This window comes from Kitasatospora sp. NPDC059646 (genome assembly GCF_042734615.1).
In the GTDB taxonomy this organism is placed as follows: domain Bacteria; phylum Actinomycetota; class Actinomycetes; order Streptomycetales; family Streptomycetaceae; genus Kitasatospora.
Genome location: NZ_JBHWDS010000016.1, coordinates 76,390 through 96,846 on the forward strand (window position 1 = coordinate 76,390; position 20,457 = coordinate 96,846).

Consider the following 20,457-nt stretch of genomic DNA (forward strand, 5'->3'; position numbering starts at 1 on the left):
GCGGACGGGGCGCCGTCGCCGTTTCCGGGCCGGTCAGGGGCGGCCGAAGAAGTCCGGGTAGTACCCGCTGCTCAGCCGGGAGACCCGGACGTTCTTGCCGGGCCGCGGGGCCTCCACGTACGTCCCGTCGCCGAGGTAGATCGCGACGTGGTGGATGCCGGAGACCCGGCCGTTGCCGGACCAGAAGACCAGGTCGCCGCGCTGGAGCTGCTTCGAGGTGATCGGGGTGGTCGCCCGGTACTGGTCGTCGGCGACCCGCGGGGTGGAGACCCCGGCCCGCCGGAAGGCCTGCTGGACCAGGCCCGAGCAGTCGAAGCCGTTCGGCCCGTTGCCGCCCCACACGTAGGGCTTGCCGACCTGCGCCAGCGCGTACGACACCGCCGCCTCGACGCCGCTCGCCGCGGGGGCGGCGGGCTTCGGCTGCTGGGCGGTGGAACCGCCGCCGGTGCGCGAGACGTACACGTCGTAGTGGCTGGTGTACCGCCACTCGCCGGCCGCGTTCCTGAACCAGTAGACGCGGCCGTCCCAGCCCTGCCTGATCCCGCCGCCCCCGGCCTGCGAGGAGCCGGAACCCTGCTGCTGCGACTGGCTCCCGGCGCCGCCGGTGCGCTCCAGGTAGACGCTCTGCCACTTGGTGTAGCGCCACTCGCCGGCCGCGTTCTTGAACCAGTAGACGTGACCGTCCCAGCCGGGGCCGGAGGGCGCGGGCACGGCGTGCGCGGTGCTCGCGCCCAGGCCCAGGCCGACCGCTCCCGCGCCGGCCAGGACGGTGGTGGCCAGACAGGTCGAGCGCACGGCGCGATGAATGCGCCCCGCCCGCTCGGCCGCTCCGGACCCGGCGGTGCGGGCGGCCGGACGGGCGCACCCGGGGCACCGGCAGGTCGGCGCACCGTCGGATTCGGCGAAGCCCAGCAGCGGGCCGTCCGACCGGTCGGGCAGATCGGTGGGGTCGGTGGATATCGAGGCGAGCGCTGGCTTCACGCGGGCTTCCCTTCCTTGCGGTTCGGCCGGGCGGCCGGGCCGGGCACCGAGGCGGTGACCCCGGCCGGGGCGACGAATGCGACCAGCAGCTGCTCCATCAGGGCGCTGCGCGCGCTGTCGTCCAACTCGTGGGCGGTGGCGCGCTCCAGGCGGCGCACCGCGAGCGCGGCGGCCTCCACCGCGTCGTCCACCAGGACGGTCCGCAGGCCCGCGTCGAGGTCGGCCAGTCGGCGGCGGCGCATCGACTCGGCGACCTCCGGGGCGTAGTCCAGGGCCAGCGGCTGCACCGAGTACACCTCGATGCCCGCCGGGGCGGTCTCCGCGGCGAGCGACCGGGTCAACTCGTCGGCGAACCAGTGGCCGTCGCGCAGCGCGGGCCCGGGCGCGGAGTTGGAGTCGCACGGCAGCGTCGAGGCGGTTCGGGTGAGGACGGCCTGCACCTGCTCGCGCAGATACGTTTCGTGCTCGGCGATGCCCAGGGTGACGCGGGCGGTGTCCTTGACCCGCCACACGATCAGCACCCGCACCAGCAGCGGGGTTCCGGTCCGGTCGGTGACCTGCACCGGTTCGCTGCGCCAGTGCCGCAGCCGAACGTCCACCCGGCGGCGGCGCACCAGCGGGTTCACCCAGAGCAGGCCGGTGCGGCGGACCGTGCCCCGGTAGCGGCCCCAGCGGGTCAGCACCCGGGTCTCGCCGCCCGGGTTGGACAGCAGCCCCGCCAGCGCGACCAGCATCGCCAGCCCGATCGCGCCGACGGAGACGACGGTGCGGTCGGCGACCTGCGGCCCGTCGGCCTTCGCGGCCGCGTCGCGCAGGTCCGGCAGGCCGGACAGGTGCGGAATCACGCCGGCCCGGGCCAGCACCAGCACCACCCCGGCGGCGCCGAGCAGCAGCACCAGCAGCGGCACCCAGCCCGGCAGGGCGAACGCCGGGCGCTCGCGCAGCGACTGGTCGGCGCGCGGCGGCCGCCGGTGCGCGGAGCCGTCCGCCACCGTCGGGTGGGCCCCGGTCTCGGACCGGTCGCGGTCCCTGCCCGCGGCGCCCAGCGGCCGCAGCCCGTTGCCGGCGAAGGGTTCGGGCGTGGCCCGCGGGCCGGGCGGGATCGCGGCCGGCTCGTCCGCGCCGACCGGCACCAGCGCCGGTTCGACGGCGGGGAGCTGCGCGGTCGGCTCGCCCCGGTCGGGGTGCTCCCCGTCCGGTGCCGCGGTCCTGATCAGCGGGTTGCCGACCGCTGTGGCGACGGCCTTGGTCAGTTGGGTCGCGCCGACGGGGTCGGCAGGAGGCTCGGTGGCCGAGGGCCAGGAGTTGGGTCGCGGCGACGAGTCGCGGGTGACGTCCATGCACGTGTCCTAAGGGTCAGAGTGTCGCGCACCGGGCGGCCCGGATCTGACGGGCAGTGCCAGGCTCAGGCTAGGCTGATCAATCATCAAATGCGACATTTGCCAAGCGGTGTGTCGTTATCCCGGCAAACTCGCAGGAACCGGGCAGCACCCCGCCGCGACCTGCGCGAACGGCCGCCCGAGCGCCCAACGCACCTGCCACGGAAGGCAGTCAGCGAGGACGCGACCCGAACACCCGGCGCGCCAGCAGCCCCAGGGCAGCCGCGATCAGCAGCGCCCCGCAGGCCAGCCCGCGCCACCCGGTGGCCGCCGCCCGGTGCTCGGCCGCCACCGCGTTCGGCGGCGGCGCCGCCAACGCACGCACCGGGCCGACGCCGTGCTCCTCGCCGCCGCCGGCAGCCGGCTCGGCCGGCGCCTCGGCATCCGCTGACGGCACGTCACGCGGCACCGGCGCGGCCACGGACAGGACCGGCACCCCGACCGGCCGGCTCGCACCCGGCGCTCCGGGCGACGGCGTCCCCACCGGGGGCGTGCTTGCCGGCGGCGTGGTCGCGGGCGAACTGCCCGACGGCGGGGCGACCGTGGGCGGCGACTGCCGGGGCGGGGTGGCCGTCGCGGCGGGGAGCTGGTGCTCCGGGGCCGCGGCCGCCGGCGGGTGGGCCGCGAACAGGGACTGGCCGCCGGGCGCCGCGGGCGACGGCGACTGCGCCAGGGCGGACGGGACGGACGGGGTGACCACGACGGGCGAGGCGGCCGGGGCGGACGAGGCGACCGGGCGCGTCGCAACCGAGGCCGAGGGCGCGGGGACCGACGGCGCGGGCCGGGTCGGCGACGCGGCCGGTGCCGGGGCGGCGGTGTTCCCCGGTGCCGGGGCGGCGGACAGCCGGACCGTCACCGCGTCGCCCGGAGTGCCGTTTCCCGCCGGGTCGGTGGCGGTGGGGAGCAGCGTCACCTCGCCGGCCGGGAGGTCGCGGGCGGCGGTGCACGACCAGGCGCCGTCGGCGGCGGCCACGGCGCTGCACACCGTGGCGCGTTCGCCCTCGCCGGGGCGGGCGGTGACGGTGACGGTGCTGCCCGGTTCGGCGCGCCCGGCGAGTGCGGGCCGGACGGTGGGCAGGAGTGCGCCGGACGACGGCGAGGCCAGGTGCGGCCGGTCGGGCGCGACGGTGTCCACGGTGAGGGCGACGGGCTTGCCGTCGGCGTGGTTGCCGGCCGCGTCGAGGGCGTGCGGGGTGAGCCGGTGGCGGCCGTCGGCGAGGTTCTCCACCGGAAGGCAGGACCAACTGCCGTCCGCGCCGACGCCGATGGAGCACAGGTCGGTGCCGTCCGGGCCGGTGTCGGCGCTGACGGTGACGGTCGAGCCGGGCTCGCCGAGGCCGGTGACCAGCAGCCCCGGGTCGTTGGTGAAGGCGGGCAGGGTGAGCACCGGGGCGGTCGGCGGCGTGGTCTTGACGGTCAGTCGGAACGGGTCGCCGCGCAGCGCGGCACCGCCGTATCCGGCCGTCGTCGCCACCGTGAGGGTGTGCGCGCCCTCGGCGAGCGCGCTGTCGGGGCGGCAGCTCCACCTGCCGTCGCTGTCGGGCCGGGCGGTGCACAGTGTGCTGCCGCCCTCCTGGACGGCGATGTCCGCCCCCGGGGGCGCGTCGTCGCCGCGGAACTCTGGGCGCACCTCGGCGGTGACGGAGCCGGGGACGGGCAGCCCGATCTCCGGCGCGGCGGCGCCGAGCGCCAGTGCGATCTGCTGGTCGACGACCTGCCCGGAGTCGGCGAAGCCGTCGGGGGCGACGAGTTGGGCGCCGTTGTGGGCCAGTCGCAGCCGCACCCAGGTGTCACCGCCGACCGCGCCGGCCGGGACCTGCCACTCCAGCGTGGCGCTGCCCGCCCCGGCGGGGACGTCGGCCTGCACCCGCTCCCGCTGGTCGAAGCGCCCGTTGTGGTCGAAGTCGATCCAGCCGGCCAGCACGGCGGGTCCGGCCCCGGTGCTGACCGGGACGTCCAGCCGGTAGGCCTGGCCGGCGGCGGTCCCGGTGGGGAAGGCGAGGCTCGGGTCGGTGCCCCGGTACTCGGCCCGGGCCGGCCGGAGCCGGTCCGGCAGCGGCGTGGCCCAGGGGCTGCGGCGGCCCTCCCCGTCGTCCGCCCGCACCTCCGGCGCGAGTCGGCCGGTCTCCCGGAGCGGCGGCGGCGCACCCGCCGTCGGACCGGGCAGCAGCGGATTCGCGACCGACTGGGCCAGACCGGGCCGGACCCGGGCGGCGTCCTGCCCGAGGAACAGGTCGGAGACCAGGTGGGAGGCGGTGCCGTAGTCCGGCGGGGCACTGCCCAGGTCCTCGTCGAGGGTGACCGTCCAGGCCTGACGGGGCGTCACGGGCGCGGTGGTGGAACCGGCGCGGGCGGTGGAGCGCCGGTCGACCCGCAGTTCGACGGTGCTGACGGTGCCGGAGAGTTCGAGGGTTCCGGCGTCGTCCGCGTCGCCGTCCGGCACGGTGGGGGTGAGCGAGTCGGCGCCGACCTTCCAGCCGTTCCAGCCGGTGCGGCCGACCAGTGCGGGGGCGGCGGGAGCGCCGCCGGTGACGATCAGCCGGGTGCCGGTGCCGGTGGTGCCGCCCTTGCCGGCGGTCAGCCCGGTCAGGCCGCTGACGTGCAGGCGGGGGTTGCGCACGGGCCGGGAGAAGGACAGCCGCAGGGTGCCGAGGGTGTGCCACGAGCCGTCCGCGCGGGTCCGCCGCTCGGCGGCGCGGAACGTCTCGGCGGGATCGCCGGGGCGAATGCCGTCGGCGTAGGCGCTGCCGCCGCCGGGCCGTTCGGCGAGCTTTCCGGGCGCGGCCTCGGCGGTCACCTCGGGGGCGGCCACGAAGTCGAACCGGACGTCGAGCCCCGAGGGGAGCCGGGCGCTCCGTTCGGCGGACCAGCCGTCGGGCGCCTGCTGGGCGGTGGCCGGTGCGGCGACGCCGGTGAGCAGCCCCGTGGCGATCAGGACGGCGGTGCCCCGCCCGATCCGGGGCCCCGGACGGTCACGGTCGGCCGGGCGGGCGGCGGGGGCCGGAGCCCGGTGGAGGAACTGTCGGCACATCCGGCTCTCCTCTCGGTGTCGTCGTCCGCCAAGATCGCGGTCCGACGCCATGCCCGAATGGTCATGACGATCGGACAAAAGGGAATCACGATCTGGTTTCGGTCATACCGCGACACCTGAGGATTCCGCTGACACCACCCGATCGGCGGCCACTCGTCGGCAGCATGGGGATACCCTGCAGGCCCCCCGTCAACCCGCCCAAGCAGGCATCAATCGGACGCTAAGGTCACATAGTTGACTGATCGTCGGACAGGAGCGGGTGCGCATCGAAGCGCGCGTCGGCGGAACCGGCGGCGACGCCGGACCGCACACCCCGCTCGCGGCGCTCACGCCCGGCGCAACCGACGGCCGGGCAAGCCGACCACCCCGCACAGCCCCCACCGGCCCGCGCCCCGGGAACGGCGAAGGCCCCGGGTGGAAACCCGGGGCCTTCGGCTGGTGCGCTCAGCAGGATTCGAACCTGCAACCTCTTGATCCGTAGTCAAGTGCTCTATCCGTTGAGCTATGAGCGCTCGGACGGCCCCTTGCGGAACCGCGAGCGGAGATTTGGTGCGCTCAGCAGGATTCGAACCTGCAACCTCTTGATCCGTAGTCAAGTGCTCTATCCGTTGAGCTATGAGCGCTCGCCCCGTCGGCCTGGGCCTCTTGGGCGGTGCGGGGACAACATTACATGACCGGCGACCTGGGACGAAATCGATTGCCGGCGGCCCCGTCAAGGGCGCCGTGGCGGCCACCGGGCGACGCCGTGACGGCCGCCGGGCGAACAGTGCCCGACAACGCAGAAGCCCCGTCGGTCAGTGACCGACGGGGCTTCCGGCAGAGCGGAGGCGGAGGGATTTGAACCCTCGATGGACGATAAAGCCCAAACCGCATTAGCAGTGCGGCGCCATAGACCGGACTAGGCGACGCCTCCAACACCCGGACCGCGACCGGGACTCCGGCGCAATCCGTGCGACTGCGATGATGCCACAGCCGAAGGCTCCGGCACCAACCACCACAACGATACTGGCCGGGTCGTCCACGGCGCAAAGAAGAATGAGATACTCCAGTCTCCGAGGAGAGCCAGAGCCGCCCGTCGAAGCGGCGGCCCGAAGGCGTGAGGAGACCTGTCGACGTGAGCAGCAGGCCGACCCGAGGCGCTGCTCGCCTCGCCGCGATACTCGACGCACTGCCCGACCCACTGCTGCTGGTGAACTCCAACGGCACCGTGGTCGACGCCAACAAGGCCGCCGTGGAGAGCCTGCAGGCGCCCGGCACCTCGCTGGTCGGACGGGGAGTGCTGGACCTGCTGCCGGAGTTCGACCCCAGCCGAATCCCCGGTTCGATGCGGCCCCCGGCGAGCGAGACCGAAAGCCTGGAACTACCACCGGTCCGGATGACCGCCCGGCGCACCGACGGCACCACCTTCGCCGTCGAGGTGTCCGGGAACGACTTCAAGGACGAGGGCGGCGGGGAGGCGCACGGGTTCCTGTCCTTCGCCACCACCGACCAGGACCTGCTGCTGCTCCTGGTCCGCGACCTGTCGACGCGCCTCGGCGTGGAGTCGGAGCTGCGGCGCCAGCACAAGCAGACCGAGATGATCCTGCGGGCCGCCGCCGAGGGTGTCCTCGGCGTCGACCTGGAGGGCCGCGTGGTGCTGGTCAACCCGGCCGCCGCGCACATCCTCGACTTCCGGGCCAGCGAGCTCGGCGGCCGCGAACTGCACCCGCTGATCCAGCACTCCCAGCCCGACGGCAGCCCGCTGGCCGCCGAGAGCTCGGCGCTGATGGACACCCTGCACTCCGGCCGCAAGCACCGGATCCGCAACACCGTGCTGTGGCGCAAGGACGGCAGCCCCGTCACCGTCGACCTGACCACCGCCCCGGTCCGGGACGGCGAACAACTCGTCGGCGCGGTCATGACGTTCACCGACCGCACCCACGAACTCGCGCTCACCGCCCGCAACGAGCACCTCACCGCCGTCCTGGAGTCCGAACTCGGCGGCGCGCTCGGCGCCCTGCACCGGCGGATCGACCAGCTCGCCGCCGACCCCGCCGGCCAGCTCTGGCCCGAGGCCAACTGGACGCTGCGCCGGCTCGCCGACGAGTGCCGCCGCTTCGGCCGGCTCATCGAGGGCGTGCTCGAACACCAGCGCTTCGAGGCCGCCGCCGACCGCGGCAAGGCCGCACTGGACCGCGAACGGATCGGCCTGGACGAGGTCGTGCAGCTGGCCGTCGACCGGGCCGGCGACCTGGTCGGCCCGGGCCGGGTCCGCTACTCGGTGCACGCCGCCGCCGTGAAGGTGCTCGCCGACCGCGAGCGCCTCGCCCAGGCGCTCGGCCACCTGGTCGCCGACGTCAGCGGCGTCACCCCGGTGCCCGAGCCCGCCCACGCCGAGGGCGAGTCCGCCCCCGTCGGCGGGGCGTTCGCCGAACCCGCGCCCGACGGCGCGCAGCCGCCGATGGTGGTGCTGGCCGCCGCCCAGCGCGGCCAGGTCGCCCGGATCGAGGTGCGCGGCCCCGCCCGCACCGCCAGCGCCGTCCACCTGCCGATCGCCCGCGCCGCCGTCCAGCGGCACGGCGGCGTCCTGCAGCGGCACGACCTGCCCGGCGGCGCCGGGGCCACCTACGTGGTCGAACTGCCGATCGACCCCGACGGCGGCGACGGCGGCACGCCCGACAAGCAGCAACACGTCCCCAAGGACTCCGACACCGCGATGCTGCCCGACCTCCCCGGGCAGCCCGCCGCGGCCGGGCCGCGGCCGGACGCCGACGCGGCGTCAGAACCCGAGCCGGGCAAGGAGTCCGCCCCCGCCGCCCGGGCCGACGACACCCAGGGCTCCGGCCGTCGCCGGGCCCGCCCGGCCCGCGAGGACGACACCGCGGGCGGCCGCCCGGCCCCCGGCGCGCCGATCGCACTCGGGCCCGGGCCGTCCGCCGGCGCAGAGCCCGCCGGCGGCGAGCAGGACCGCCGGGGCGCCGAGCCGCCCGCCCCCACCGGCCGCCGGGCCCGCCGGGCGGCCGCGCAGAACGACAGCTCGCCGGCCCTGCACCTGCCGGGCGTGCCGGACGCGGGGACGCCCGTCTACCCGGGCCTGGAGAACGCGCTGCCCGCGACCCCGCCGGAACCCGTCGCCCCCGCCGCGCAGCCCACCGGGCGGCGCCGCCGGCTGGCCCTGCCCGCCGACACCGCGCAGAGCGCGGAAGAGGTGACGACGGTGCTCCCGCCCGTCCCCGCCGCCGACCCCGAGCCGTCCACCGCGCTGGCCGTCGCCCGGCCCGCCGCTCCGGCCGTCCCTCCGATGCCGCCCGCGCCGCCGACCGCCCCCGACGGGGGCCAGCCGCAGCCGGTCGGCAGCGGGCTGGGCGAACTCGTCCCGCCGCGCCCGATGGGCGGCTTCCAGGCCGGGTTCCCCGGCGCGTTCCCGCCCCCCGGCACGCCGCAGCAGGCCGAACTGCCCGGCGCCCGGGCCGCCGTCAACGGGCAGGCGGAGACCGCCGGTTCGGGCGAGAACGGCGGCGCGCCGGCGCTGCCCGCCGGGCCCGGCGCCGTCGAGGGCCGGACGCCGCCCCGGCCGGTCGCCGCGCTCGCCCCGGCCAAGGAGTTCGACGGACCCCGGCCCCTGCTGGTGTGGCCCGAACCCGACCCGTCCACCCGCGGCGCGCTGGAGAACCGGGGCTTCCGCCCCGTCGTGGTGGCCTCCCGCGAGGAGGTCGACGCGCAGGTGCCGCAGTCGCCCGCCGCGCTGTTCGTCGACCCGCTGACCGGCCCGATCACCCGCACCGCCCTGCAGTCCCTGCGCACCGCCGCCCTGGCCGGGCGGATCCCCGTCCTGCTGGCCGCCGGACTCGGCCAGGCCACCCGGGACGCCGCCTACGGGGCCGACCCGGCCGTCCTGCTGCGCGCGCTGGCCCCCCGGGACGGCGAGAACCACGCCGCCCGGGTGCTGCTGGTGGAGTCCGACCCGGACGTGGCCGCCGCACTGGTCGCCAGCCTGGAGCGGCGCGGCATGCAGGTCGAGCACGCCGCCGACGAGAACGAGGCGGTCGCCCGCGCCAGCAGCATCCAGCCGAACCTGGTGGTGCTGGACCTCCAGCGGATCGAACAGCGCACCCACGGTCTGCTCGACTGGCTGCGCGCCAACGACCGCCTGCACCGCACCCCGCTGGTGGTGTACACCTCCGCCGACCTCGACCCGCAGGCCCGCGCCGGACTCCGCACCGGCGCGAACGTGCTGTTCCTCGCCGAGCGCTCCACCACCGACGACGTCCAGGGGCGGATCGTCGAACTGCTCGCCAGGGTCGGCGCGTTGGGGCAGGTCGCCACCGCCGGGTCGTTCTGACGCTCCGTCAGCCGACGGCGCCCTCCGCCTGATCGGCCCGCGGCAGGCGGGCCACCAGGCGGGCGCCGACCGGGGCCGGCTCGACGGTCAGGGTGCCGCCGTGGTGTCCGGCGAGATCCCGGGCTATCGCCAACCCGAGCCCGGCGCCGCCGAGTTCCCGGCTGCGCGCGTCGTCGAGCCGGGTGAACCGCTCGAACACCCGCTCCCGGTCGTCCGCCGGGATGCCAGGCCCGTCGTCGCGCACCTCCAGCACCACCAGGCCGTCGCGGACGGCCAGTTCGACCTCCACCCGGCCCGCCGCGAAGCGCTGGGCGTTGTCGACCAGGTTGGTGAGCAGCCGGGTCAGCCAGGTGCGGTTGCCCAGCACCACGGCCCCGTGGGCGAGTTGTGCCGCGATCGGGACCCGGTCGGCGGCCCGGGCGGCCAGTGCGGCGGCGAACACCGCGTCCAGGTCGAGGAGTTCGACCGCGACCGGATCCGCCGCGTCCAGCCGGGCGAGCAGCAGCAGATCCGCCGCGAGGTCCTGCAGTCGGACGGTGTCCTCCAGCGCGTCGGCCAGCAGTTCGGGCCACAGCTCCGGATCGGGATGGGCCAGCGCGACCTCCAGCTGGGTGCGCAACACCGCGATGGGGCTGCGCAGTTCGTGCGAGGCGTCGGCGATGAAGCGGCGCTGGCGCAGTCCCGCGTCCTCCAGCCGGTCCAGGGTGGCGTTGACGGTGACGGCCAGCCGCGCCACCTCGTCACCCGTGCGCGGGACGGGCACCCGGCGGTGCAGGTCGTGCCCGGTGATCTCGGCGACCTCGGCGCGGATCGCCTCCACCGGTCGCAGCGCCCGGCCGGTGACCCGCCAGGTGACGGCCGCGACCAGCACCGCCAGCCCGGGAACGCCGACGGCCAGCGCGGTGCCGGTGGTGTCCCCGGCCGCGTCCACCTCGCGCAGCGAGGCGTTGGCGTGGACGGTGAGCGGCCCGTCCGGACCGGTGACGCTCATGGTGACCATCCGCTCCTCGTGGCCCTGGAGCCGGGCGCCGACCGCCCACGGCCGTTCGCCGGCGGGACGCGGGAACGGATGCTGCGCGACACCCGGAGCGATCGGTCCGGGGACGTCCGGAGCGGGAACGGCCGGGGCGGGGACGGCCGGGGCGGGGACGGCCGGGCGCGCCAGCAGGTCCGGGGTGGCGGCGACCAGCTTCCCCTGGGCGTCCACCACCCAGACGGACGTCCCGCCGTGCAGGGCGAGGATCGACGGCAGGTGCTCGACGGCCGCCGTCTCGACGACCTTGGTGGCCTGCTCGACCGCGGCCTGCTGCGCGGTGCGGAGCAGGTTGGCGTGCAGGACGGCGAGCAGCGCGACCGAACTGCCGCCCAGCGCCAGCGTCACCACGGCGGTGGCGGCGAAGGTCGCGCGGGCGCGGACCGAACGCGGCAGCAGGCGGCGGAGCTCGACCGGCAGTCGGCGGGGCAGCCCGCGCAGGCGGCGGAGCAGGTCAACCACCGTCCACCGCCAGCCGGTAGCCCGCGCCGCGGACGGTGCCGACGGCGGCGCGGCCGAACGGTGCGTCGATCTTGCGGCGCAGCGCGCTGATGTGGACCTCGACGATGTTCGGGTCGCCGTCGTACGCCGAGTCCCAGACCCGCTCCAGGATCTCCCGCTTGGAGACCACCCCTCCGGACGCCCGGGCCAGACACTCCAGCACCGCGAACTCCCGGGTGGTGAGCCGGACTTCGGCGCCGGCGCGGGTGCAGGTGCGGCGGGCCGGGTCGATCGCCAGGTCCCCGAACTCCAGGGTCTGCGGCAGCCGGCGGCCGGTGCGGCGGACCAGGGCGCGCAGCCTGGCCACCAGCACCACGTACGAGAACGGCTTGGACAGGAAGTCGTCGGCGCCGGTGTCCAGTGCCTCGGCCTCGTCGAGTTCGCCGTCCTTCGCGGTGAGCATCAGGATCGGGGTGTCGTCGCCGGCCGCCCGCAGCCGGGCGCAGACCCGGTAGCCGTTCAGGCGGGGCAGCATGATGTCGAGCACGATCACGTCGTAGTCGTGCTCGGTGGCCAGCCAGAGGCCGTCCTCGCCGTCGTGGGCCAGGTCGACCGCGAACCCCTCGGCCCGCAGCCCGCGTTGCAGGGCGGCGGCGAGCCGCCGTTCGTCCTCGACCACCAGTACGCGCATGGGGACCAGCGTGGCAGGCGTCGATCCCGGCGGCGGGGGCGGCTTCAGCTTGGCTTCAGGCGGGGCGGGGCAAGCTGGGCGACCGGCCGGCGGGAGGCTCCCGGCCGGGCCGTCGAGGGGAGTGTGTGCAGATGTCCGAACCGCAGTCGCCGGAGTCGTTCGAGCCCGAGGTCGAGAAGGTGACCGCTCCGACGTTCCGTCAGCGCTACGTCCGGCTGCCGAAGCGGCCGGGCCGCCGGTGGTTGCTGGGCACGGCGGCCGTCGCGGTGGTGGGAGCCGCCGTCGTCGGTGCCGCAGTGGCCGCGCACCACCCGGGCCGGGAGCGGCCGCCGTTCGCCCGGTCGTTCGCCGAGCGGGCCCCGGGCGGGCCCTGGGCCCCCGGCGTGCCCGGTGCGCCCGACGGTCGGAAGGACCGCCACGGGGACGGCGAGCGGAAGAGCGGCGGGAAGGCCGTGCACCGCGGCGCGGAGGGCGGCGCGAGCGGGCTGTCCGGCAGCGGGGCCGGGAGGCTGGCGCCGGCGCCGGTGCCGTCCGTGCCCGCCGATCAGGCACTGGCCAAGGCGGCGGGCGCGGTGCCCGGCGGCAAGGTCGACGCGCTCTCGGTGGTCGGCCGGCAGGGCGGCGGCAGCTCCTGGGCCGTCGAGGTGCTGGGCGCCGACGGGGTGCGCCACCTGGTGACGGTGGACGGCACCGACGGCTCGATCACCGGCAACACCACGCACGACCGCTGACCGTCCGGAACCGGAAGGGCCCCGCCGCGGCTGCGCGGCGGGGCCCCACCCGTCGACGGCCGCTCGCGGGCCGGTCGCGGGCCGGGGTCAGTGGTAGGCGTGCACGACGGCGTGGCCGAGGCCGCGGCCGATCAGCCAGCGGTTGACCGGCACGGTGACGACGAACGCCAGCACCAGCGAGCCGGCCAGCGACACCCAGAACAGCAACTGGCCGAGCCCGGCGTTCATCGCGCCCGGGACGGCGACCATCACGCCGTTGTCGATCAGCTCCATCACCAGGATCGACACGGTGTCGGCGGCCAGCGCGACCTTCAGCGCGGCGCCGACGCTCAGGCCCGCCTTCAGCACGCCGCGCGCGGTCAGCGCGTAGCCGAAGACGAAGGCCAGGGCGATCGACAGCGCCACGGTCGCGCCGTTGTGCAGACCGAAGCCGACGCCGATCACCTGGCCGAGCACCTCGCCGATGGCGCAGCCGGTGAGGCAGTGCAGGGTCGCCTGGGCGGCGGTGCGCCAGCTGCTGCCGCCGCCGTGGCCGTGGTGGCCGTGGTGTGCGCCGTGGTCGTGTCCGGTGTGCTGTTCGTGGTCCCCGTGCGGCGCGTGCCCGTCGTGCGAGCCGTGCTGCGCGTGCTCGTCGTGCGGGCCGTGCTGCGCGTGCTCGTCGTGCGGGCCGTGCTGCGCGTGCTCGTCGTGCGGGCCGTGCGGCGCGGGGACGGTGTGGTCGTGGTGTCCGTGGTGCTGGTGGCCCTGATGACCCTGGTGTCCCTCGTGGCCGGAGTGCGCGGTGTGCTCCATGGTGGCCCCTCCCTGGTCCGGTGCGTTCCGACAAGCCTGAACGCTATACCCCCCAGGGGTATTCCGCCAGGCTTTTCGAATCTGCGCTCCGGCCGGGAGGGGCCGCCGAGGTCACCCCTTGCCGATCACCGTGACGTCCAGCCGCTCGGCGGCGTAGTCGGCCCGGATCACCTTCTTGTCGAACTTGCCGACCGAGGTCTTCGGCACCGAGTCGATCAGCGCCCAGCGCTCCGGCAGCTGCCAGGAGGCGACCCGCTCGGCCAGGAAGGCCCGCAGCTCGGGCAGGCCGGCGGTGGCGCCGGGCCGCAGCACCACGGTGGCCAGCGGGCGCTCGCCCCACTTCTCGTCCGGCACGGCCACCACGGCGGCCTCGGCCACCTCGGGGTGGGCCATCAGGAGGTTCTCCAGGGCCACCGAACTGATCCACTCCCCACCGGACTTGATGACGTCCTTGGCGCGGTCGGTGAGGGTCAGGTAGCCGTCCGCGGTGATGGTGCCGACGTCGCCGGTGCGCAGCCAGCCGTCCGGGCTGAACTTGTCCTCGGGGCGCTCCGCCTCGGCGTTCGCGCCGCCGAAGTACGCTGCGGCGATCCACGGGCCGCGCACCTCCAGCTCGCCCTCGGCCACGCCGTCGTGCGGCATCGCCTCGCCGCCGGGGCCGATCAGGCGGGCCTGCACGGAGGCGGGGAAGACGCCCTGGGTGACCCGGTAGGCCCACTCGTCCTCGCCGGTGACGCCGGCCGGCGGGTGGGCGACGGTGCCGAGCGGGGAGGTCTCGGTCATGCCCCAGGCGTGGATGACCCGGATGCCGTGCCGCTCCTGGAAGGCCCTCATCAGCGCGGGCGGACAGGCCGAGCCGCCGATCACCACGGTCTCCAGGGTGGAGGTGTCGTAGTCGCCGGCGTCCAGCTCGTCCAGCAGGCCGGTCCAGATGGTCGGGACGGCGGCGCCGAAGGTCGGCTTGATCCGGTCGATCATCGTGGCCAGCGGCTTGGGCTGCAGGAAGCGGTCCGGCATCAGCAGGCTCGCTCCGGTCATGAACGCCGCGTGCGGGATGCCCCAGGCGTTCACGTGGAACATCGGGACGACCGGCAGCACGGTGTCGCGGGCGGTCAGGCCGAAGCTGGAGGCGGCGATGATCTGCATCGAGTGCAGGTAGATCGACCGGTGGCTGTACACCACGCCCTTGGGGTCGCCGGTCGTCCCCGAGGTGTAGCAGAGCGCGGCGGCCTGCTTCTCGTCGATGTCGGTCTGCCACGGGTAGTCGGTCGGGCGGCCCGCGATCAGCGTCTCGTAGTCGTGCACCGTCCCGCCGAAGCCGGCCAGCGCGGCCGGGTCGTACGGGCCGGCCACCACGATGTGCCGGACGGTGTCGGCCAGCTGCGGCAGGACGGCGGCGAGCAGCGGCAGCACCGAGCCGTTGACGATCACCACGCGGTCGGCGGCGTGCTCGACGATGTAGGCCAGCTGGTGGGCGGGCAGCCGCAGGTTCAGGGTGTGCAGCACGGCGCCCATGGACGGTATCGCCAGGTACGCCTCCTGGTGCTCCGTGTTGTTCCACATCAGGGTGCCGACGGCCTCGCCCCGGGCGACTCCGAACTCCTCGCGCAACGCGTGCGCGAGCTGCGCGGCGCGGGCGCCGATCTCGGCGAAGGTCCGGACGACCGGGCCGTCCTCGGTCCAGGTGGTGACGGTCGACCGCCCGTGAATGGTGGACCCGTGCTGCAGAATCCGGGCGACGGTGAGCGGAACGTCCTGCATCGTGCTGTACACCAGGGTCCTCCTTGACCGACCGGCGGATTGTTACCCGCAGGTAGTAGGCGATGTCCTCGATTGTTTCTCCGGTGCCCCCGCGCTGTCAGTAGCCGCAACCGAGATGAGACCCAGGTGCTCCGCCACGTGTCCGTCCGTGTTCGGCGGGTGGCCGAAAACCGCGAGCCCGGGCCGCCGGCGCGGGTGAACGGAAGGCGCGTGCCGTTCGCCGCCGCACCGCCAGTGTTCCCCCTTCCCTCCCCTCACCGCTCCGCCTGCGCCCGCTGCCCGCCGCCCGCTCGGTAACCGTCTTTGACCAACCACACTCCTTACGACACACTCGATCTCATGCCAGGCACCTCCCTCACCGTCGAAAGCACCACTGAACTCCCCGCCATCGCCTCGGTTTCCAAGGTCCAGAGGGGCTCCGGTCGGGCGCGGGCCAGCGGACTGCGACGACGGCTCGGCGGCGTGCCGGCACCGGTGCTGTGTGTGGTCTCGATGCTGGCGGTGCAGCTCGGCGTGGCGGCGTCCAAGCCGCTGTTCGGGGTGCTGGGGGTGGCCGGCGCGACCTTCCTGCGGATCTCCTTCGCCGCCGTCGTCCTGCTCGCCTTCACCCGCCCCCGGCTGCGCGGCCGCAGCCGGCGCGACCTGGCGATGGCCGGACTGCTCGGCGTCGCCTCGGCCGGCATGACGCTGCTGTTCGCGGCCGCCGTCGACCGGCTGCCGATGGGCACCGCCGCCACCATCGAGTTCCTCGGCCCGCTCGCCGTCGCCCTGGTCTTCGCCCGGCGCGCCGGGCACGTGCTGTGGGCGATGCTGGCCGCCGCCGGCGTCGTCCTGCTGACCCTGTTCGGCCACGGCGAGTCCGGTGCCGGCCTGGACCCGGTCGGCCTGGCCTGCGCGTTCGGCGCGGCCGCCTGCTACTCCGGCTACATCCTGTTCACCGACAAGGTCGGCGCGGCCTTCCGCGGCTTCGAGGGCCTGGCGGTGTCCTTCACCGTCGGCACCGTGGTGCTCGCCCCGTTCGGTGCCGCCGAGGCCCTTCACGGCCTGTCCGGCTCGTCCTCGCCCGCCCTGCTGCTGCTCGCCGTCGCCGGTGTCGCCCTGCTCTTCCCGGTGCTCCCGTACGCGCTGGAGATGGTCGCGCTGCGCCGGATGTCGCAGCGGGTGTTCAGCGTGATCGTCAGCCTGGACCCGGCGGTCAGCGCGCTGGTCGGACTGGTGGTGCTCGGCCAGGTGCTGGGCCTGCCGCAGCTCTTCGGCATCTGCTGCGTGGTGGCCGCCAGCGTCGGGGCGACCCTCACCGCACGGCGCTAGGCCCTCTCTTCCGCCTGGACACGCCCCGGGGGCGCGGTGCCGTCTGCGGCCGCCGCGCCCCCGGGGCGTGCTGTCCGTCCGTGCGCCCCGAGGTGGGTGACCCTTTCCACGCCCGGTGGCCCCGGCGGTCCCTGCCCGGACGGTCCGGCGCCCCCGCCGGATCGTCCGCCTGTCCCGCCGGGAGGTGTCAGTGGCGGTGGACCGACACGAGGACGACGTCGACGGTGCTGTCGGTCCGGTCGGCGCGGACGGTACCGGCGCTGTCCGCCGTGCCGAGCGGGTGGTTCCGGTTCCGCGCACCGGCCCCGACAGCCGCACCGCTGTCCGCGGCCGGGCGGGTGGTGCGCAAGCGCGCCATAGTCTCCTCCGTGCTGCTGATCGTCACCGATGTGAATGTCCTACTTCCGGTATTCTCCGGTTTTCACGGCCGGAGGAGAACCGGGGCTGCGCTGCCGAGGAACAGAATTCCGCAACAAATCGACAAAGCACCAGCACCGCCGAGCCATTTCGCCCGTTCGCGTGACACCCCGCCCTGGGGACGCAACCCCGGCCGGCGGCCCGCAAACCACCCATGACCTGGCCTTTTGTGCGACTGTTGGCACCCCCTCGGACGGGCGCGCGGATCCGGGAATTCCGGCGGGTCGAGCCTCCCTTCGACAGGCCGGCGTTCGAATGTCGATTTTCGGCCACCGCCGGAAAGGTGGACATCCGATCGGAATCCGGAAGGATCGTCAGATCATCTTTCCCGGATTGAGCAGGCCCAGCGGGTCGAAGACCGCCTTGATCTGCCGCTGCAACTCCAGCCCGACCGGGCCCAGCTCCCGGGCCAGCCACTCGCGCTTCAGCAGTCCGATGCCGTGCTCGCCCGTCACCGTGCCGCCCAGCTCCAGGCCGAGCGCCATGATCTCGTCGAAGGAGATCCGGGCCCGCTCCACCTGCTCCGGATCCCGGGAGTCGAAGATCACCACCGGGTGGGTGTTGCCGTCGCCCGCGTGCGCGACCACGCCGATGGTCAGCCCCTGCCGGTCGGCGATCTCCGCGACGCCGTTCAGCATCGCCGCCAGCGCGCTGCGCGGCACCGCCACGTCGTCGATCATCGTGGTGCCCAGCCGCTCCAGCGCGGGCAGCGCCAACCTGCGTGCCTGGAGCAGCAGTTCGGACTCCGCCCGGTCCTCGGCCGGCACCACCCCGGTCGCCCCGGCGGCCGTGCACAGCTCGCCGACCGCGGCCAGCCGATCGTGCTGGTCCGGCCCGTCGAAGGCGACCAGCAGCAGCGCCCGGGTCGAGTCCGGCAGGCCCATCTGCGTCATCTCGTTGACCGCGCGGACGGTGGTGGCGTCCATCAGCTCCATCAACGACGGCGTGAGCCCGGCGGCCATCACGTCGCACACCGCCTGCCCGGCGGCGTCCACCGAGTCGAACTCGGCCGCCAGCACCAGCTGCGGACCCGGCGCGGGGCGCAGCGCGAGCACCGCCTCGACCACCACGCCCAGCGTGCCCTCCGAACCGACCAGCAGCCGGGTCAGGTCGTAGCCGGCCACGCCCTTCGCGGTGCGGCGGCCGGTGCGCAGCAGTCGGCCGTCGGCCAGCACCACGTCCAGGCCCAGCACGTACTCGCTCGTCACCCCGTACTTCACGCAGCACAGGCCGCCGGCGCCGGTGCCGATGTTGCCGCCGATGGTGCAGGACTCCCAGCTGGACGGGTCCGGCGGGTAGGCCAACTGCTGGGCCTCGGCGGCGCGGGACAGTTCGGCGTTGACCACGCCCGGCTGGACGATCGCGATCCGGTCGACCGGGTCGAGGTGCAGGATCCGGTTCATCCGGGTCATCGAGAGCAGGATGCAGCCGTCGACGGCGTTCGCACCGCCGGACAGCCCGGTGCGCGCGCCCTGCGGCACCACCGGGATCCGCAGCTCGGTCGCGGTGCGCATCACGAGCTGCACCTGCTCGACCGTCTCCGGGAACACCAGCACCGCGGGCTCGCCCGCGTCGCAGAACCCGGCCATGTCGCGCGCGTACGCGCCCGTGACGTCCGGATCCACGGCGACCGCGCCGTCCGGCAGTCCCGCCCGCAGCCGCTCGACCAACTCACCCACGACAACCTCCACTCGTCCCGCCCGCACTCTCCTCCACCGCCCCGTTCCGGGCAACCGCCGCCGCACTGTCGGCCCGGTCCGGCACCCTGGTGGGCATGCGCGCACCCCGCATCCCATGCCCCGCCTGCGACCGCCCGGTGGCCCTCATGCCCACCCGCCGGACCGGCTACGGCGTCATCCACGACCACAAGCGCGACCGCCGCTCCCTCGTCCTCTGCGAGGGCAGCATGCGCCAACTCCCCCTCTCCGACGCGGCCCTCTGGCAGGACGCCCTCCCGGGCCTCCCGGCCCCGGACGGGCCGCCGACGCTGTTCTGACGCCCCGCCAGGTCGGGGCTGTTCAGCACCGGGACGCCACCGGTAGCGTCCCGGGGCGACGGTTCGTCCTGGGGGGCACGACATGGCGTACGACGACACGCGGTTCCAGTACCTGGAGTCGATCGACTCGACCCGAACGGCTTGGGGCGGGCCGGAGCGTCGCGACGAGGGCCTGAGTGAGGAACTGCAGATCTTCACCGAGGTGCTGATGACCTTGGCGCTCGGCCGCGACGTGGTCGTCCCCCAGTCGTACGCCTTCGACTCGTTCGGGTTCCAGCGGGTCGCGGCCACCGTCCTGCGCGCCCGGGACAGCACCACCGCGGGCGAACACCCGTTCCGACCGCACCTGTTCGGGGCGCGGTCCTACGAGGAGGCGGTGGCCGGCATCCTCGCCCGGACCGTCGATCCGGCGAACCCGTTCCTGAGTTGCCTGCTGCCCGAACTCAACGACCCCGCCGCGTACGGTCTCGACCCCGGCGAGGTGCGGGAGCAGGCCGCCGGCTTCGACCGGCTGCTGAACGCCGAATGGCTCGGAGCGGAGCGGGCCGACGGACTGGCCGTGGTCCGCGACGAGTTCCGGCACCTCCCCCGGGTCGCGGCCCGGCCGCCGGCCCGGTTGTACACCCTCGGCGAGCTGGTGGTCTCCGCCGTCGACGAGACCTCCCCGATGGGACGCGCGGTGGCGGACCTGTCCGAGCCGTACCGCGAGGTGCACGCCACCCTGGCGGCCGCGATCCGCCGCCTCGGCACCGACCGGCCCCAGGCCTTCCACCACCGCAGCCGGCTGCGGCTGTCCCGGCCCTGGCCCGGCGACCCCGCCGGACGCACGCCCGAGGAGATCGTCGGCGGGCCGGAGGTCCTCGGCATGGTGGTGGAGTTCGTCGACACCCTCTACAACCTGATCGTGGTGGACTCCATCGGAGTCGCCGACACCACCCTCAGCACCGGTCTCGGCCGCGACAGCAGCCGCCTCGCCGTCCGCGCCATCGCCCAGGAACTCGCCCTCGCCCAGTACCGCACCCGTTCCCACCCGGGCGACCGGGCCGTCCCCGCCGCGGACGACACCGGCACCGGCCCGCTGTTCGAGGTGAAGGTCGACGCGGCAGCCGGTCTCACCGACGAGCGGGTGCACGCCCGGATGGCCGCCCTGCGCACCGCCGCCGCCGATGCGATCGGCGCGCTGCTGCAGGCCCGCGCCGAACGCGGCCGCTCCGCCAAGTCGCCGTTCTGGCAGGGGCTGGAGCGGCTGCGCGCCGCCGAGGACCCGCTCTCCGCGCGCAAGGCGCTGGACGCCCACCTGGCCAGGGTCGCCGCCGTCCTCGGCGACCGCACCGGGCTGGCCCCCATCGGCGGGCTGGCGATCGAACTGGTGCTGACCGCGGCCGGCGCGGTCGGGCCCGCCCTGGCCACCGAGGTGTGGAAACTGCCCGGCCTGGTCGGCTATCCCGCGATGGCTGCCGGTGCGGTCGGCAACGTCCTGTACCGCAAGGGGAAGGACAGTGTGGCGCGCCGGCTCTCCACCAGACGGCTGGCCTGCGCGCTGGGACGAATCGTCGACGTGAGGAGCTGACC

13 protein-coding genes, 3 tRNA genes and 1 pseudogene are annotated in these 20,457 nt (G+C 75.2%); 5 read left to right on the forward strand and 12 right to left on the reverse strand.

Annotated features, from left to right (window positions below; translation table 11 throughout):
- Positions 1 to 33 precede the first annotated feature (33 nt).
- The 6 genes from ACFV1L_RS14195 to ACFV1L_RS14220 all read right to left on the reverse strand — a co-directional run bounded on the left by ACFV1L_RS14195 (position 34) and on the right by ACFV1L_RS14220 (position 6,304).
- A complete protein-coding gene (locus ACFV1L_RS14195) occupies positions 34 to 981 on the reverse strand; it encodes a C40 family peptidase (protein ID WP_380365702.1) in 948 nt (315 codons plus the stop codon).
- Positions 978 to 2,321 (reverse strand): SPFH domain-containing protein, encoded by a 1,344-nt coding sequence (locus ACFV1L_RS14200; protein WP_380365704.1) that lies wholly within the window; start codon positions 2,319 to 2,321, stop codon positions 978 to 980. The genes ACFV1L_RS14195 and ACFV1L_RS14200 overlap by 4 nt, the downstream gene beginning before the upstream one ends.
- Positions 2,322 to 2,532: 211 nt before the next feature.
- Complete coding sequence (locus tag ACFV1L_RS14205) at positions 2,533 to 5,391, reverse strand: Ig-like domain-containing protein (protein WP_380365706.1); 2,859 nt, start codon at positions 5,389 to 5,391, stop codon at positions 2,533 to 2,535.
- A gap of 436 nt (positions 5,392 to 5,827) precedes the next feature.
- Positions 5,828 to 5,903, reverse strand: a tRNA-Arg gene (locus ACFV1L_RS14210).
- 35 nt (positions 5,904 to 5,938) lie between these two features.
- Positions 5,939 to 6,014: transfer RNA gene (locus ACFV1L_RS14215), tRNA-Arg, on the reverse strand.
- Between the two features lie 199 nt (positions 6,015 to 6,213).
- Positions 6,214 to 6,304: transfer RNA gene (locus ACFV1L_RS14220), tRNA-Ser, on the reverse strand.
- Positions 6,305 to 6,505: 201 nt separating this feature from the next.
- Here ACFV1L_RS14220 and ACFV1L_RS14225 point away from each other — a divergent pair.
- Positions 6,506 to 9,712, forward strand: coding sequence for a PAS domain-containing protein (locus ACFV1L_RS14225; RefSeq protein WP_380365707.1), 3,207 nt, complete (start codon positions 6,506 to 6,508; stop codon positions 9,710 to 9,712).
- 7 nt (positions 9,713 to 9,719) lie between these two features.
- Here ACFV1L_RS14225 and ACFV1L_RS14230 read toward each other — a convergent pair whose 3' ends face one another.
- Entirely contained in the window at positions 9,720 to 11,207 is a 1,488-nt protein-coding gene (locus ACFV1L_RS14230) for an ATP-binding protein (RefSeq protein ID WP_380365709.1), read from the reverse strand.
- A complete protein-coding gene (locus tag ACFV1L_RS14235) occupies positions 11,200 to 11,877 on the reverse strand; it encodes a response regulator transcription factor (RefSeq protein WP_380365711.1) in 678 nt (225 codons plus the stop codon). The genes ACFV1L_RS14230 and ACFV1L_RS14235 overlap by 8 nt, the downstream gene beginning before the upstream one ends.
- A gap of 131 nt (positions 11,878 to 12,008) precedes the next feature.
- On the opposite strand from ACFV1L_RS14235, the gene ACFV1L_RS14240 reads away from it, so the two are divergent.
- On the forward strand, positions 12,009 to 12,608 hold the full coding sequence (locus ACFV1L_RS14240) for a PepSY domain-containing protein (protein ID WP_380365713.1): 600 nt from the start codon (positions 12,009 to 12,011) through the stop codon (positions 12,606 to 12,608).
- A gap of 87 nt (positions 12,609 to 12,695) precedes the next feature.
- On the opposite strand, the pseudogene ACFV1L_RS14245 reads toward ACFV1L_RS14240, so the two are convergent.
- Both ACFV1L_RS14245 and ACFV1L_RS14250 read right to left on the reverse strand, forming a co-directional pair.
- Positions 12,696 to 13,184 (reverse strand): annotated as a pseudogene (locus ACFV1L_RS14245) (DUF4396 domain-containing protein); the annotation flags it as partial.
- Between the two features lie 327 nt (positions 13,185 to 13,511).
- Positions 13,512 to 15,173, reverse strand: coding sequence for a long-chain fatty acid--CoA ligase (locus tag ACFV1L_RS14250; protein ID WP_380365715.1), 1,662 nt, complete (start codon positions 15,171 to 15,173; stop codon positions 13,512 to 13,514).
- 327 nt (positions 15,174 to 15,500) lie between these two features.
- Between ACFV1L_RS14250 and ACFV1L_RS14255 the strand changes: the two genes are divergently transcribed.
- Positions 15,501 to 16,472, forward strand: coding sequence for a DMT family transporter (locus ACFV1L_RS14255; RefSeq protein ID WP_380365717.1), 972 nt, complete (start codon positions 15,501 to 15,503; stop codon positions 16,470 to 16,472).
- Positions 16,473 to 16,659: 187 nt separating this feature from the next.
- Here ACFV1L_RS14255 and ACFV1L_RS14260 read toward each other — a convergent pair whose 3' ends face one another.
- The gene (locus ACFV1L_RS14260; RefSeq protein WP_380365719.1) at positions 16,660 to 16,830 is read right to left on the reverse strand and encodes a hypothetical protein; all 171 of its coding nucleotides are present in this window, start codon (positions 16,828 to 16,830) and stop codon (positions 16,660 to 16,662) included.
- 373 nt (positions 16,831 to 17,203) lie between these two features.
- A complete protein-coding gene (locus tag ACFV1L_RS14265) occupies positions 17,204 to 18,568 on the reverse strand; it encodes an FAD-binding oxidoreductase (protein WP_380365720.1) in 1,365 nt (454 codons plus the stop codon).
- 146 nt (positions 18,569 to 18,714) lie between these two features.
- Here ACFV1L_RS14265 and ACFV1L_RS14270 point away from each other — a divergent pair, with 146 nt between their 5' ends.
- Positions 18,715 to 18,885 carry a hypothetical protein gene (locus ACFV1L_RS14270; protein ID WP_380365722.1) on the forward strand — a complete coding sequence of 57 codons (171 nt, stop codon included), beginning with the start codon at positions 18,715 to 18,717 and terminating at the stop codon, positions 18,883 to 18,885.
- Between the two features lie 82 nt (positions 18,886 to 18,967).
- Positions 18,968 to 20,455 carry a hypothetical protein gene (locus ACFV1L_RS14275; protein WP_380365724.1) on the forward strand — a complete coding sequence of 496 codons (1,488 nt, stop codon included), beginning with the start codon at positions 18,968 to 18,970 and terminating at the stop codon, positions 20,453 to 20,455.
- Positions 20,456 to 20,457 lie beyond the last annotated feature (2 nt).

What these genes read in the sequence shown, in the direction of transcription:
- ACFV1L_RS14260 (WP_380365719.1), bottom strand. Translation starts at nt 16,830, where the DNA reads ATGGCGCGCTTGCGCACCACCCGCCCGGCCGCGGACAGCGGTGCGGCT.
- ACFV1L_RS14240 (WP_380365713.1), top strand. Translation starts at nt 12,009, where the DNA reads ATGTCCGAACCGCAGTCGCCGGAGTCGTTCGAGCCCGAGGTCGAGAAG.
- ACFV1L_RS14235 (WP_380365711.1), bottom strand. Translation starts at nt 11,877, where the DNA reads ATGCGCGTACTGGTGGTCGAGGACGAACGGCGGCTCGCCGCCGCCCTG.
- ACFV1L_RS14270 (WP_380365722.1), top strand. Translation starts at nt 18,715, where the DNA reads ATGCCCACCCGCCGGACCGGCTACGGCGTCATCCACGACCACAAGCGC.
- ACFV1L_RS14275 (WP_380365724.1), top strand. Translation starts at nt 18,968, where the DNA reads ATGGCGTACGACGACACGCGGTTCCAGTACCTGGAGTCGATCGACTCG.
- ACFV1L_RS14255 (WP_380365717.1), top strand. Translation starts at nt 15,501, where the DNA reads ATGCCAGGCACCTCCCTCACCGTCGAAAGCACCACTGAACTCCCCGCC.
- ACFV1L_RS14200 (WP_380365704.1), bottom strand. Translation starts at nt 2,321, where the DNA reads ATGGACGTCACCCGCGACTCGTCGCCGCGACCCAACTCCTGGCCCTCG.
- ACFV1L_RS14205 (WP_380365706.1), bottom strand. Translation starts at nt 5,391, where the DNA reads ATGTGCCGACAGTTCCTCCACCGGGCTCCGGCCCCCGCCGCCCGCCCG.